Below are 14265 nucleotides of genomic sequence, written 5' to 3'. Positions count from 1 at the left end.
AAATAAAAACCCGCTTTAGCGGGTTTTTTTCTGTCTGGGAAACGGCGTATTTCTCCGGCTGTAGCGTTCATCAATCAGGCAAACGCGCTTGGACCCGGTAATCATGGCCCAGATCAAATTGTCTTTATGAATGAAGCTTTCAAACAAGACACCTAATACATGAATGACAACGACACCTAACCAGGTCCAGGTAACATAGTGGTGTATCACTTTGGCTAATTCATCATCTATGAATCCCCAGCCGCTGTTATAGACGATACAACCCGAACCTACTGCCAAAATACCTAAACCCAGCATCGCATAAATTGCAATCGAACCTACGGGATTATGGCCCACATAATGCCTGGCTGTACCTTTAAGTAGTTTGAATAAGTGCTTTACTGCCCAGACAGGGTTTAAAGGGAAGCTTTGGAAATTGGCGTAGCCAGTAGCGACTACGCCCCAGATAATGCGCGCAATGATTAGTGTGCCGGCGACATAGCCTGCATAAGCATGGTGTAACCTATCCCACATGGAGCTATGGGTATAAAACGCATAAGTAAAAGCTGCCACCAGGGACCAGTGGAAGATACGTATAAATGGATCCCAAACGTAGCGTAGCATTCCGTGAGGTTACCCTGGCTTAATTATTTAGTTGGCTTGGTTTCTGTTAACAGATAAGCGATAAAGTTGGCCTTTTCGGCTGGTGCGCAATCTGCGCCTAAAATATCGTTACAGTGTTTGGTAAACTCTTCTTCTACTTTATCAATATCTGTGAAGCGTTTAGTGTTAACGCGTGGTGCTAATGGAGGAATTTCTTTATTGGTGACAATGTTCTTACCAACGTTAGCAGGATTGTTAGTGTGGCAGGATGCGCACGCAGCCTCACGGCCACTTGCCGTTTGGAATTTACGGTTAAAAAATATTTTCCCATCCGTAATTGATGGTGCTTTGAATGATGGGTTAACTGACTGCGCAATATTGGTATATTTATAGACCAATTTTTCAGCATTAGTTACATCAGCCAACGCGTTTACAGAAAAAAGTACCCCGAATACAGCAATAATTGTTTTGATTTTCATGGTAAGAGCTCCTTTGGTTATTATTGGAACGAATTTTATTAGTTTTATGTTAAGTAAATATGGCTTGCTTGTAATTGATTTGTATTAAACCGTAATTAATTTGTATGAAATCTGTATTAAAAGCCAGTACATATGTAACTTGGAACTGATTAAGTGTTAATTAAATATCAGTCAGGCCTAGTTTACGCTAAAATCTCATCTCTTTTAAAATCAAATAGTTTAATCACTTTATGATGAATTTTCCTGATAAATTCGATGTGATTGTTGTCGGTGGTGGCCATGCTGGTACTGAAGCAGCGTTGGCATCTGCACGCATGGGTCAGAAAACCCTGCTGCTGACCCATAACATTGAGACGTTGGGACAAATGTCCTGCAATCCATCAATTGGTGGGATTGGTAAAGGTCATTTGGTTAAAGAGGTGGATGCACTTGGCGGCGCCATGGCTGCCGCCACCGATATTGGTGGTATTCAATTCCGTATCCTGAATTCAAGCAAGGGCCCTGCTGTGCGTGCAACACGTGCACAGGCTGACCGTATTCTCTATAAAGCTGCAATACGCTATCGTCTGGAAAATCAACCTAACCTGTGGCTGTTCCAGCAAGCGGTGGATGATATCATTTTAGAAGGTGAAAAAGCGGTCGGTGTAATAACGCAGATCGGGCTCCGTTTTCATTCAAAGTCTGTGGTGCTGACAGCCGGTACTTTTCTGGGTGGTTTGGTGCATGTTGGTTTACAGAATTACAGCGCCGGACGCGCCGGAGACCCGCCATCTATTTCACTGGCTGCCAGGTTGCGTGAGATTGGACTCCCCGCCGGTCGCCTTAAAACAGGTACCCCACCCCGTATTGATGGACGCACTATTAATTACAGTGTCATGACCGAGCAACCTGGTGATACGCCGGTGCCAGTCTTTTCATTTTTGGGTAATACAGCACAACATCCACAACAATTACCCTGCTGGATTACACATACCAATCAGCAAACACATGACATCATCCGTAGCGGCCTGGATCGCTCTCCCATGTATACGGGCGTGATTGAAGGTGTGGGTCCTCGTTATTGCCCTTCTGTTGAAGATAAGATTCACCGGTTTGCAGACAAAGAGTCGCATCAGGTATTTTTAGAGCCTGAAGGTCTGACCACGCATGAGGTTTATCCGAATGGAATTTCTACCAGTTTGCCTTTTGATATTCAGTTGTCTCTAGTACGTTCCATCCGTGGATTAGAGGGTGCCCATATCTTGCGCCCCGGATACGCCATTGAATATGACTATTATGACCCAAGGGGTTTGAAATCTACCCTGGAAACCAAAACAGTAAATGGCTTGTTTTTTGCCGGCCAGATTAATGGCACTACCGGATATGAAGAAGCTGCGGCTCAAGGATTATTGGCAGGTGCTAATGCTGCATTATATGCGCAGGATAAAGAAGGCTGGTGCCCTTCCCGTGAGCAAGCGTATTTAGGCGTGTTAGTAGATGACTTGATCACAACCGGTGTAAATGAGCCATACCGCATGTTTACCAGTCGTGCAGAGTATCGTTTGCAACTGCGTGAAGACAACGCAGATATGCGGTTGACTGAAATAGGTCGCAAGCTCGGTTTGGTGGATGATGTTCGTTGGGAAGCTTTCAGTAAAAAGCAGGAAGCGTTAGAGCGTGAGCAGGCAAGATTAAAACGTACATTCCTGCAACCAGAAAATGGACAAGCAAATACTTTAAGCCAAAATAAAATTGTTTCACGTGAAACACAGTTGGAAGTTTTTGGGAAGGCGTTGGAGCACGAGTATTCATTATTTGAATTATTGCGTCGGCCAGAAATCACTTATCAGTCTTTATTAGACATTGTTCCTTCTCCTGAGTCATTGGCCGATGAGGTTATTGAGCAGGTTGAAATTGCAGCCAAGTATCAAGGATATATTGACCGGCAGAATGAAGAAATCGCGAGACAGAAAAATAGTGAACACATTAAGTTGGGTGAGGCTATTCAATATGATGATGTGCATGGCTTAAGTAATGAAGCGCGGCAAAAACTATTGGCGCAGAAACCTGAAACGATAGGTCAGGCCAGCCGTATCCAAGGTATTACGCCAGCAACAATTTCATTACTGTTGATTTATCTCAAGCGCAAGCAGAAAAAACAAAGTCTCTCTGGCGATATCGCTGCTGCATGACAAGTTTGGATTCGAAATTAGCGGAAGGCGTGGTAGCGCTGGGTTTGGAGTCGGTTGTCACAACCGATATGCAGGCAAAATGTTTGGCCTATATGGCTTTGCTGCAAAAATGGAACAAAATCTATAACCTGACCGCAATCCGTGATCCACAGGAAATGCTGGCATTGCATATACTGGATAGCTTAAGCGTGTTGCCATATGTGGAGTCAGGAAATTTGCTGGATGTAGGCAGTGGCGGTGGTTTGCCGGGGCTGATCATTGCAATCACGCGACCAGACGTGCAAGTGACCACCATTGATACCGTGCAGAAAAAAGCCATTTTTATGCGCCAGGTTAAAGCTGAGTTAGGGTTGGAGAATGTGCAGGTGGTGCATAGCCGTGTTGAGGTTTATCAGCCACCCTCACCTTTTGGACAAGTGATTTCCAGGGCGTTTTCAGACATTGCCTTGTTAAGGCGATTGACTATGCATCTAATGATGCCGCATGGTCGCTGGCTGGCAATGAAAGGGGTAATCCCTACAAAAGAGTTGCAACTAGCCAGTATTATCCCCTCAGAAGTTATTCGTTTGCAGGTGCCAACACTGCAGGCGGAAAGACATTTAATTGTGTTTGAGAATTCATAATGAAAATAATTGCGATCACCAACCAAAAAGGCGGCGTCGGTAAAACAACTACTTGCGTAAATTTGGCAGCCAGCCTGGCCGAACATGGTAAAAAAGTGTTGTTGGTCGACCTTGATCCGCAAGGCAATGCCAGTACCGGTAGTGGAATAGACAAGGCGCATCTAAAAGGCAGTATTTACCAAGTGTTGATTGGCAATAATACTTTGCAGGAAGTCATTCTGCGTGCAGAAGCGGCGAAGTTTGATGTGGCGCCTTCTAACCGTGATCTGGCTGGTGCCGAGGTTGAGCTGGTGAATGAAATGGCGCGTGAAACCCGTTTAAAGAATGCCATTTTAAAGCTCGGCGATAGTTATGAATATGTATTGCTGGATTGTCCACCCTCTTTAAATCTGGTGACGGTGAATGCATTAACTGCTGCGCATTCGGTGATGATTCCAATGCAATGCGAATACTATGCTTTGGAGGGTCTTTCAGACCTGGTCAATACTATCAAGAAAGTGCGCGCTCACTTAAACCCGATTTTGGAGATCGAGGGTTTGTTGCGTACCATGTTTGATAATCGCAATATGTTGGCGCAGCAGGTGTCTGCGCAACTGGTCAACCATTTCGGTAAAAAAGTCTACCAAACCATCATTCCGCGGAATGTGCGTTTGGCAGAGGCGCCAAGTTACGGCATGCCGGTACTACTCTATGATCGGGCATCCAAAGGTGCCCAGGCTTATCTTGAGTTGGCCCAGGAACTCATCCAGAAAAACTAAATTTATAAACTTTAAAGATATTCAATATGAGGAATCAGTAGTATGGTGAAGCTCAAAGGACTAGGACGGGGATTAGATGCATTGTTATCCGGTGATGTAGAAACCATCGCTCAATCGGATAGCTTACGCACGTTGCATGTCAGCCAGCTACAACCGGGCAAATATCAGCCTCGCTCTTACATGAACGAAGAAGCCTTGCAAACTCTGGCAGACTCTATCAGTACGCAAGGCATTATGCAGCCGATTCTGGTACGCGAGATTGCCGAAGATAAGTTTGAAATTATTGCCGGTGAACGCCGCTGGCGCGCATCGCAAAAAGCCGGTTTGACAGAAGTGCCGGTGCTGGTGCGCGATATTGCTGATGAAGCTGCCCTCGCAATGGCGCTGATTGAAAATATCCAGCGCGAAAACCTGAATCCGCTCGAAGAAGCCATGGGTATCAAACGACTGATTGACGAGTTCGATATGACGCATGAAAAAGCGGCAGAAGCGGTAGGCCGTTCCCGAGTGGCAGTGTCAAACTTGTTGCGTTTGCTGACACTCACCCCTATGGTCCAGGATATGCTGCTGGATAACCAGATTGATATGGGTCATGCGCGTGCTTTAATCGGCGTTGAACCTGCTCAGCAAATTCTGCTGGCTAATAAAGTAGTTCAAGATGGTTTATCAGTACGTGAAGTTGAGCGCCTCATGCAGCAAGCGCCTGGTGCAAAAAAGAAAGCCCAGGAAAAGGTTCAGCCGGATATTGCTACCTTGCAGACTGAATTAAGTGAACAGCTGGGTGCTGGCGTCAATATCAGTGCTAAAACCAATGGTTCGGGTGTGTTGAAACTGAGCTATGCAAATTTAGACCAGCTGGATGATTGGATAGCAAAACTCACCGGTAAATGAACAAAAGTTCCAGCGGAAAGCAAAATTTTATCGACGAAAACGATTTTTCCAGCACATTCAGATAGTTATGTTGTAATGGCCGCTTGACTTCATACGGTGAATAATTCAAAATCTCGCGTCTTTGTAGCAATTTGCCTTGATTTTTAACATTCAAACCCCATGACCACCCCGGAAACCACTCAGTCCGATGCGCAGATGTATCGCAATATGCTGCGCTGGCAGATGATGGCAACTATAGTAGTGATAGTAGCGGCGGTTTTGATTTCTGGCATTCCAGCAGGTATTTCAGCTTTACTTGGCGGCGCGGCTGTCATTGTGGGTGCCTGGTTTGCTGCGAAAATTGCAGTACGGGCAAAGGCAAAAGCCGACCCGACTGCGGTGTTGCTGAACATGTTGAAGGCTGAAGCAGTAAAAATTTTGATTATCGCGGTTTTACTATTTGCGGTATTCAAGTTGTATCAATCGTTGGTGCCGTTTGCACTGATTGCCGGTTTGGCGGCCGCTGCCCTGTTCTCGGGTGCTGCCCTGGCAAAAGCGCAAACACCCGTGTAGACAAGATTATTTAAAATAGTTTGAGATTATGACAACCGAACACACACAACAAGCCGAGCACGCGTTGACCCCTTCCAGCTACATCCAGCACCACCTGGGTTTCAATGCGCAATCTGTAGGTGATACCAGCTTTTGGACATTGCATGTGGATACGCTGGCGATGTCGGTCATTCTGGGTTTGGTGGTGATGGGTTTGGTCTGGCTGGTTGCTCGCGGTGCGACTTCTGGCGTGCCTAGCAAGGGTCAGGCATTTGTTGAATTGGTATTTGGCTTTATTGATGACCAGGTTAAAAATATTTTCCACGGTGATCGTCACAAGTTTATTGCGCCAACAGCGCTGACTGTGTTCTTGTGGGTATTTGCCATGAACGCCATGGACTTCCTGCCGGTAGATATTTTTGCAAAAGGCATTCATGCACTGGGTTTTGAACACTGGCGTGCAGTCCCTACTTCAGACATTAATACTACATTTGCGTTGGCATTGGCAGTCTGGTTCCTGATGATTTTCTTCTCAATTAAAGCCAAAGGCCTGGGTGGCTGGATCCACGAATTGTTCTGTGCCCCGTTCGGTTCTGCCAAGTTCTTCAAACCAAAAAGCTTTCTTGGCTTTGTTGGTCTCGTTTTAAGCCCTTTGTTGTTCGTCGCAAACTTCGCTTTTAACCTCATCGAATACGTTTCAAAACCACTTTCCCACTCATTGCGTTTGTTCGGCAATATGTATGCCGGCGAAGTTATTTTCCTGTTGTTAGGCCTGTGGGCGGCAACCGGCGTGACTGGCGCAATTGCAGGGGCAATTCTGGGTGCTGGCTGGTCTATCTTCCACATCCTGATCGTGGCGTTGCAAGCATTTATTTTCATGATGTTGACTGTGGTGTATTTAGCCATGGCACATGAGTCGCACTAGTTTTAATTTTTAAGTTTGTAGTTGTTTTTATTTCTTTACATAAGAGAGGGTAATACATAATGGAAGCTTTAGCATTGATTCAGGCCTACACAGGCATTGGTATCGGTTTGATCATCGGTTTGGGTGCTGCTGGTGCCTGTATCGGTATTGGTATTATGTGTGCAAGTTTCCTTGAAGGTGCTGCACGTCAACCAGAAATGATTCCAGCATTGCAAGGTAAAGTATTCTTGCTGTTGGGTCTTATCGATGCGTCCTTCATTATCGGTGTTGGTTTGGCCATGATGTTTGCGTTCGCAAACCCATTGTTGAGCGTTGTTGCACAGTAATTAACGCCAGGTAGGGTTTAAGTAGTGACTTAAACCTTTCAACAACCCAGTAAGATGGATCAAAAATGAATATTAATTTCACACTCATCGCGCAAGCTATCGCATTTGCAGTGTTGATTTGGTTCACAGTGAAATTCGTTTGGCCGCCGCTGTTAAAAGCGATTGAAACACGCCAAAAGGAAATTGCAGATGGTTTAGCTGCTGCACAAGAAGGCAGAAGTGCCTTGGAAGTAGCGGCTAAAAAATCTGACGCGACACTGAATGAAGCAAAACAAAAAGCAAGTGAGATTATTGGGCAAGCTGAAAAACGCGCTGCACAAATCATCGATGAAGCTAAGGGTAATGCCAAAGCTGAAGGTGAACGCATCATAGCTGGTGCTAAGGCCGAGATTGATCAGGAAGTGAACCGCGCTAAAGAAGGCCTGCGCGCTCAAGTTTCTACACTGGCTGTAGCCGGTGCAGAAAAAATCCTGCGTAAAGAGATCGATGCCAAAGCACATAGCGAGATGTTGTCTAAACTTGCTGCGGAACTATAAGGATAAAACATGGCTGAACTCTCAACCATTGCAAGGCCTTATGCTGTTGCCGCCTATAAGTTGGGCAAAGAAAAAAAGGCACTGGCAAAGTGGTCTGAAATGCTGGCATTTGCTGCCGCGGTTGCATCAGATGTATACATGAAGACGCTGATTGATAGTCCCAAACTGAACGCTGCTGATATTGAAGCGGCGTTCCTTAAAGTGGGCGGTGACAATCTCGACGATCATGGGCAAAATTTAATCAAAATCTTGGTTGAATACGGCCGTTTATCCTTATTGCCTGCCATTGCTGAAGCTTTTGAGGCTTTGAAAGCACAAGATGAAGGCACGCTGGACGCTGAAATTATTGCTGCTGCAAAACTGACAGCTGCGCAGACTAAAGATTTGGTCAAACGTCTGGAAGCCAAGTTCGGCAAGAAGATTGAAGCAAGCGTTTCCGTAGATCCGGAAATCATCGGCGGCATCAAAATTATTGTTGGCGACACGGTCATCGACGCGTCTGTCCAAGGTCAGTTACAAAATTTAGCCTATACGCTAACAGCATAAGGCATAGGAGATTTAAATGCAGTTATCAACATCAGAGATTAGCGAGCTCATCAAGAGCCGTTTGGAAAACTTCTCTACTACCGCTGAAGCGCGTACCCAAGGTACTGTGATTTCTGTGACAGACGGCATTGTGCGTATTCACGGTTTGTCCAATGTTATGGCCGGCGAGATGATTGAGTTTCCAGGCAACACATTTGGTCTGGCATTGAACCTGGAGCGTGACTCTGTAGGTGCCGTGGTGCTGGGTGATTATGAGCACATTACCGAAGGTGACGTTTGTAAATGTACCGGTCGTATTCTGGAAGTCCCAGTAGGCCCGGAACTGATTGGCCGTGTAGTGAACTCACTGGGTCAACCTATTGATGGTAAAGGTCCGGTTAAAACCAAGTTAACCGACAAGATTGAAAAAATTGCGCCAGGCGTGATTGCACGTAAATCTGTATCACAACCTGTACAAACCGGCCTGAAATCTATCGATTCCATGGTTCCAGTTGGTCGCGGCCAGCGTGAATTGATCATTGGTGACCGTCAGACTGGTAAAACAGCGGTTGCTGTAGATGCAATCATCAACCAGAAAGGTCAGAACATGACCTGTATCTACGTAGCGATTGGCCAGAAAGCCTCTACCATTGCTAACGTGGTGCGTAAGCTTGAAGAGCATGGTGCGATGGCTTACACCATTATCGTAGCTGCTTCTGCTTCTGACTCTGCTGCATTGCAATTCCTGGCACCTTATGCCGGTTGTACCATGGGTGAATACTTCCGTGACCGTGGCGAAGACGCATTGATCGTTTACGATGACTTGTCCAAACAAGCGGTTGCTTACCGTCAGATTTCCCTGTTGCTGCGCCGTCCACCAGGCCGTGAAGCATACCCAGGTGACGTGTTCTACATTCACTCACGTTTGTTAGAGCGTGCTGCGCGTGTAAACGAAGAATATGTAGAGAAATTCACTGAAGGTAAAGTTAAAGGCAAAACAGGTTCATTGACTGCATTGCCAGTGATTGAAACGCAAGCCGGTGACGTATCCGCATTCGTGCCAACCAACGTGATCTCGATTACCGATGGCCAGATCTTCCTGGAAACTGACTTGTTCAACGCAGGTGTGCGTCCAGCGATCAACGCCGGTATTTCCGTATCCCGCGTGGGTGGTGCTGCACAAACCAAGATCATCAAAAAACTGGGTGGCGGTGTGCGTCTGGCATTGGCACAGTATCGTGAACTGGCTGCGTTTGCGCAGTTCGCGTCCGACCTGGATGAAGCAACTCGTAAACAGCTGGACCGTGGTCGCATGTTTACCGAGTTGATGAAACAGGCGCAATACTCGCCATTGAGCGTTGCGGCGATGGGCGTAAGCTTGTTTGCAGCAAACAAAGGTTACTTTGACGATGTACCTACCAACAAGGTACTGGCATTTGAAAATGCGTTGCATGGCTTCTTGAACTCCAAGTACAAGAACATCATTGATGCGATTGATTCCAGTAAAGATCTGAGTGGCGACAACGAGAAAGCATTGGAAGCTGCGATTCAAGATTTCAAAGCAACCAACGCTTATTAATCTCTGACACTTCGACTTAGGAACCTAATATGGCAGGTAGTAAAGAGATTAGAACCAAGATCAAGAGTGTAGAAAATACACGCAAGATCACCAAGGCGATGGAGATGGTGGCCGCTTCTAAAATGCGTAAAGCGCAGGACAGAATGCGTGCTTCCCGCCCTTATGCGGATAAAATCCGCAATGTGGCGGCTCACCTCTCTTTTGCACAATCTGAGTATAGGCATCCGTTTCTGATTAAGCGTGATGTGGTGAAAAATATCGGTCTGATTGTGGTCAGTTCAGACAAAGGCCTGTGCGGCGGTTTGAATACCAACGTCTTGCGTTTGTCGCTGAACCAGATGAAAGCCTGGGAAGCTGAAGGCAAAGGCATCAGCGTCAGCGCGATTGGTAACAAAGGCTATGGCTTTATGAACCGCATCGGCGCACAGGTCAAATCACATATCACAGGTCTGGGCGATACACCGCAATTGGAGAAACTGATCGGCAGCATCAAAGTGATGCTGGATGCTTACATTGCCGGTGAAATTGATCAGTTATACATCTGCTATACCAAGTTCATTAATACCATGAAGCAAGAGCCGACCATGCAGCAACTGCTGCCATTGTCTGGTGAGCAACTGGGCAGCCCTAACGGCCATTGGGATTACATCTATGAGCCGGAAGCTAAACCAGTGGTGGATGAGTTGATGACACGTTACATTGAGTCACTGATTTACAACGCAGTGGCCGAAAACATGGCATCAGAGCAATCTGCACGTATGGTGGCGATGAAGTCTGCGTCCGACAACGCGAAAAGCGTGATTGGCGAACTGAAACTGGTGTACAACAAAGCCCGTCAGGCTGCGATTACCAAAGAGATTTCAGAAATCGTCGGCGGTGCGGCAGCGGTTTCATCCTAAGGCGTGCGCTTTAAGCGTAAGTGAAAGAATTCAATTAGATCTGACTCATACAGTTAGGAAAAGAAAATGGCAAAGGCAAATCAAGTAGTAACAGGTAAAGTAGTGCAGTGTATTGGCGCTGTGGTTGACGTGGAATTTCCACGCGATCAAATGCCTAAAGTATTCGATGCATTGATCATTGATGATAAAAACTCCAATGCAGAAGCCGGTTTAACACTGGAAGTGCAACAACAGCTGGGTGACGGCGTGGTGCGAACCATCGCCATGGGTTCCTCAGACGGTCTTGCACGTGGTACTGCATTTAAAAACACAGGCGGTGCGATTTCCGTGCCGGTTGGTGAAGGTACTTTGGGTCGTATCATGGACGTATTGGGTCGCCCAATCGACGAAGTGGGTCCAATCGATTCTACAGAATTCCGTTCTATCCACCAGAAAGCCCCGGCTTTTGAAGAACTGTCTCCATCGGTAGACTTGCTGGAAACAGGCATCAAGGTGATTGATCTGGTTTGCCCGTTTGCTAAAGGCGGTAAAGTGGGTCTGTTCGGCGGTGCGGGTGTAGGTAAAACCGTGAACATGCTGGAACTGATCAACAACATTGCTAAACAGCACTCCGGTTTGTCCGTGTTTGCCGGTGTGGGTGAGCGTACCCGTGAAGGTAACGACTTCTACCACGAGATGGCAGATGCTGGCGTGATCAAGCTGGACAACATGAAAGAATCAAAAGTAGCCATGGTGTTCGGTCAGATGAACGAGCCTCCAGGCAACCGTCTGCGCGTTGCTTTATCCGGCTTGACCATGGCTGAAAAATTCCGTGACGAAGGCCGTGACGTATTGTTCTTCGTGGATAACATCTACCGTTACACACTGGCCGGTACTGAAGTATCTGCGTTGCTGGGCCGTATGCCTTCAGCGGTAGGTTACCAACCTACCCTGGCTGATGAAATGGGCCGCCTGCAAGAGCGTATTACTTCAACCAAAGTGGGTTCCATTACTTCTATCCAGGCCGTATACGTACCAGCGGATGACTTGACCGACCCATCACCAGCGACCACTTTCCAGCATTTGGACTCTACAGTTGTATTGTCACGTGACATTGCGTCCCTGGGTATCTACCCGGCGGTTGATCCACTGGATTCAACCTCACGTCAGCTGGATCCACTGGTTGTTGGCGAAGAGCACTACAACGTCGCACGTTCAGTGCAGTCTACTCTGCAACGTTACAAAGAATTGCGCGACATTATCGCGATTCTGGGTATGGACGAGTTATCTCCAGAAGATAAACTGTCTGTAGGCCGTGCACGTAAAATCCAGCGTTTCCTGTCACAACCTTTCCACGTGGCTGAAGTATTTACCGGCGCACCAGGTAAATACGTACCATTAAAAGAAACCATCAAAGGCTTTAAGGCGATTGTTGCCGGCGAATACGATCACTTGCCTGAGCAAGCGTTCTACATGGTGGGTGGTATCGAAGAAGCTGTTGAGAAAGCTAAAACACTGAACTAATCATTTGTTATACAGGCAGGTGGTTTTCATCTGCTTGTTTAATGAATTTCAGTGAAATAGAAAAGAGAACATTATGGCAAATACTGTGCATATCGATGTAGTAAGCGCTGAAGAGTCTATCTTCTCCGGCGAAGCTGAATTTGTCGTGGCACCAGCAGGCGGCGGTGAAGTAGGTATCTACCCAAACCATGCCCCTATGATTACGACCATCAAGCCAGGTGCTTTACGTATCAAGCAAGCTGCTGATCAAGAAGAAACCCTGATTTTTATTTCTGGCGGCATGCTGGAAGTGCAACCAGGCGTGATCACTGTGTTGGCTGATACTGCGATTCGCGGCCAGGATCTGGACGAAGCCAAAGCTATTGCTGCTAAAGAAGCGGCTGAAGAAGCGTTGAGAAATCGTTCTTCAGAAATTGACTATGCAACAGCACAAGCTGAACTGGCTGAAGCGGTGGCTCAAATACAGGCAATCCAAAAATTACGTAAATCTGTACATTAAGAAATAGCAAACAAAATAACAGGCGACTCTCGAGTCGCCTTTTTTGTTTCTGAGCTAAAATAACACTATGACCGACCTGAACATTATTATCCTGGCCGCCGGTAAAGGCACGCGCATGCGGTCCGACCTGCCTAAGGTATTGCATGCCATCGGTGGCAAGCCGATTTTGCATCATGTGATTGATGCGGCACGACAACTTGACCCGAAGAAAATCATTGTTGTGTATGGTTTTGGTGGTGAGCAGGTGCAGCAGCAAACGCTTGGTGAAGATTTGAATTGGGTGTTACAGGCAGAACAATTGGGCACCGGTCATGCCGTACAACAAGCACTGCCCTTGCTGGCAGATAACGGTTCTACGTTGATACTGCTAGGCGATGTGCCTTTAGTAGATGTAGATGCTTGCCGTGAAATGTTGCAAGAGGCAGGTCAGCATTTAGTCGTGCAGACTTTTATCAAGGATGACCCGACCGGCTATGGCCGTATCGTGCGTAATGCCGATGAGCAAGTGCTGGCGATTGTTGAGCATAAAGATGCCAGCGAAGCACAACGGGCTATTCAAGAGGTGAATACCGGCATCATGGCGATGCCAAATGCGCAGCTAAAAAGTTGGCTGTCACAAATTTCTAACCACAATGCACAAAAAGAATATTATTTGACCGATATTATTTCGCTATCTGTGAAAGAAGGCCGCACGGTTTTACCACAAGTGGTCGCAGACGCCTGGTCGGTGACCGGTATCAACTCCAAGCTGGATTTACATGATATTGAGCGTGAATTCCAGAGCCGTAAAGCCAGAGCATTAATGACGCATGGGGTGACTTTGCTGGATGCCAAGCGCATCGATATTCGCGGTAATTTAACTTGTGGTCGTGATGTGATTATTGATGTGAATTGTATCTTTGAAGGCGATGTGACGGTTGAAGATGGTGTTCATATCGGCCCGAATTGTGTAATCAAGCAAGCCACCATTGCAAAAGGCACCAAGTTGGCCGCTTTTACGCATATTGAAGATGCAACAGTGGGCGCGGAGAGTAGCGTAGGTCCATTTGCTCGCTTGCGCCCGGGTACAAAGTTATCAGAAAAAACCCATATTGGTAACTTTGTAGAACTGAAAAATGCGCGAGTTGGCATTGGCAGTAAAGTAAATCACCTGAGTTATGTCGGCGATGCAGAAGTCGGTGCCAACGTGAATATCGGTGCCGGTGTCATTACTTGTAATTATGATGGCGCGAACAAACATAAAACCATCATAGAAGACGATGTATTCGTAGGCTCAGATACCCAACTGGTGGCGCCAGTCACAGTAGAAAAAGGCGCAACCATTGCAGCAGGTTCTACCATTACTAAAAATGTCCCGGCTGACTCGCTGACCCTGTGTCGTGCAAGAGAGCAACGTTCAATTCAAGGATGGAAACGTCCACAAAAGGTGAAAAAATAA

The 14265-nt window shown here is 46.7% G+C and carries 16 protein-coding genes; 14 read left to right on the top strand and 2 right to left on the bottom strand.

Features of this window, described 5'->3' with window-relative positions; translation table 11 throughout:
• Window positions 1–15: 15 nt before the first annotated feature.
• The gene (locus ASG24_RS05010; RefSeq protein ID WP_082487999.1) at window positions 16–603 is read right to left on the bottom strand and encodes a cytochrome b/b6 domain-containing protein; all 588 of its coding nucleotides are present in this window, start codon (window positions 601–603) and stop codon (window positions 16–18) included.
• 23 nt (window positions 604–626) lie between these two features.
• Window positions 627–1061: a cytochrome c'' gene (cycA, locus tag ASG24_RS05005; RefSeq protein ID WP_055830685.1), complete on the bottom strand. Its 435-nt coding sequence runs from the start codon at window positions 1059–1061 to the stop codon at window positions 627–629.
• 233 nt (window positions 1062–1294) lie between these two features.
• On the opposite strand from cycA, the gene mnmG reads away from it, so the two are divergent.
• The 14 genes from mnmG (at window position 1295) to glmU (ending at window position 14265) form a co-directional block, all read left to right on the top strand.
• Complete coding sequence (mnmG, locus tag ASG24_RS05000; protein WP_055868995.1) at window positions 1295–3232, top strand: tRNA uridine-5-carboxymethylaminomethyl(34) synthesis enzyme MnmG; 1938 nt, start codon at window positions 1295–1297, stop codon at window positions 3230–3232.
• On the top strand, window positions 3229–3855 hold the full coding sequence (gene rsmG / locus ASG24_RS04995) for a 16S rRNA (guanine(527)-N(7))-methyltransferase RsmG (protein WP_055868633.1): 627 nt from the start codon (window positions 3229–3231) through the stop codon (window positions 3853–3855). Before mnmG ends, rsmG begins: the two co-directional genes overlap by 4 nt.
• Window positions 3855–4613, top strand: coding sequence for a ParA family protein (locus ASG24_RS04990; RefSeq protein ID WP_055868631.1), 759 nt, complete (start codon window positions 3855–3857; stop codon window positions 4611–4613). The genes rsmG and ASG24_RS04990 overlap by 1 nt, the downstream gene beginning before the upstream one ends.
• A 42-nt stretch (window positions 4614–4655) precedes the next feature.
• Window positions 4656–5504, top strand: coding sequence for a ParB/RepB/Spo0J family partition protein (locus ASG24_RS04985; protein WP_055830691.1), 849 nt, complete (start codon window positions 4656–4658; stop codon window positions 5502–5504).
• Window positions 5505–5663: 159 nt separating this feature from the next.
• Complete coding sequence (locus ASG24_RS04980) at window positions 5664–6056, top strand: ATP synthase subunit I (RefSeq protein WP_055868630.1); 393 nt, start codon at window positions 5664–5666, stop codon at window positions 6054–6056.
• A 28-nt stretch (window positions 6057–6084) separates the two neighbouring features.
• On the top strand, window positions 6085–6960 hold the full coding sequence (atpB, locus tag ASG24_RS04975) for a F0F1 ATP synthase subunit A (protein ID WP_055830695.1): 876 nt from the start codon (window positions 6085–6087) through the stop codon (window positions 6958–6960).
• 59 nt (window positions 6961–7019) lie between these two features.
• The gene (gene atpE, locus ASG24_RS04970; protein WP_055830697.1) at window positions 7020–7286 is read left to right on the top strand and encodes a F0F1 ATP synthase subunit C; all 267 of its coding nucleotides are present in this window, start codon (window positions 7020–7022) and stop codon (window positions 7284–7286) included.
• A gap of 65 nt (window positions 7287–7351) precedes the next feature.
• On the top strand, window positions 7352–7822 hold the full coding sequence (locus ASG24_RS04965; RefSeq protein ID WP_055830699.1) for a F0F1 ATP synthase subunit B: 471 nt from the start codon (window positions 7352–7354) through the stop codon (window positions 7820–7822).
• Between the two features lie 9 nt (window positions 7823–7831).
• Entirely contained in the window at window positions 7832–8368 is a 537-nt protein-coding gene (locus ASG24_RS04960; protein WP_055868628.1) for a F0F1 ATP synthase subunit delta, read from the top strand.
• Window positions 8369–8384: 16 nt separating this feature from the next.
• Window positions 8385–9926: a F0F1 ATP synthase subunit alpha gene (atpA, locus tag ASG24_RS04955; protein ID WP_055830703.1), complete on the top strand. Its 1542-nt coding sequence runs from the start codon at window positions 8385–8387 to the stop codon at window positions 9924–9926.
• A 29-nt stretch (window positions 9927–9955) separates the two neighbouring features.
• Window positions 9956–10825 carry a F0F1 ATP synthase subunit gamma gene (gene atpG, locus ASG24_RS04950; protein ID WP_055830704.1) on the top strand — a complete coding sequence of 290 codons (870 nt, stop codon included), beginning with the start codon at window positions 9956–9958 and terminating at the stop codon, window positions 10823–10825.
• A gap of 66 nt (window positions 10826–10891) precedes the next feature.
• A complete protein-coding gene (gene atpD, locus ASG24_RS04945; RefSeq protein WP_055830708.1) occupies window positions 10892–12328 on the top strand; it encodes a F0F1 ATP synthase subunit beta in 1437 nt (478 codons plus the stop codon).
• 73 nt (window positions 12329–12401) lie between these two features.
• On the top strand, window positions 12402–12827 hold the full coding sequence (locus ASG24_RS04940; protein WP_055830710.1) for a F0F1 ATP synthase subunit epsilon: 426 nt from the start codon (window positions 12402–12404) through the stop codon (window positions 12825–12827).
• Between the two features lie 67 nt (window positions 12828–12894).
• The gene (gene glmU / locus ASG24_RS04935) at window positions 12895–14265 is read left to right on the top strand and encodes a bifunctional UDP-N-acetylglucosamine diphosphorylase/glucosamine-1-phosphate N-acetyltransferase GlmU (RefSeq protein ID WP_055868626.1); all 1371 of its coding nucleotides are present in this window, start codon (window positions 12895–12897) and stop codon (window positions 14263–14265) included.

Origin of the sequence: Methylophilus sp. Leaf414, from assembly GCF_001425425.1 — a bacterium.
Taxonomy (GTDB): domain Bacteria; phylum Pseudomonadota; class Gammaproteobacteria; order Burkholderiales; family Methylophilaceae; genus Methylophilus.
The sequence above is the reverse complement of the archived record's forward strand: the minus strand, read 5'-3'. Positions and strand labels throughout refer to the sequence as shown.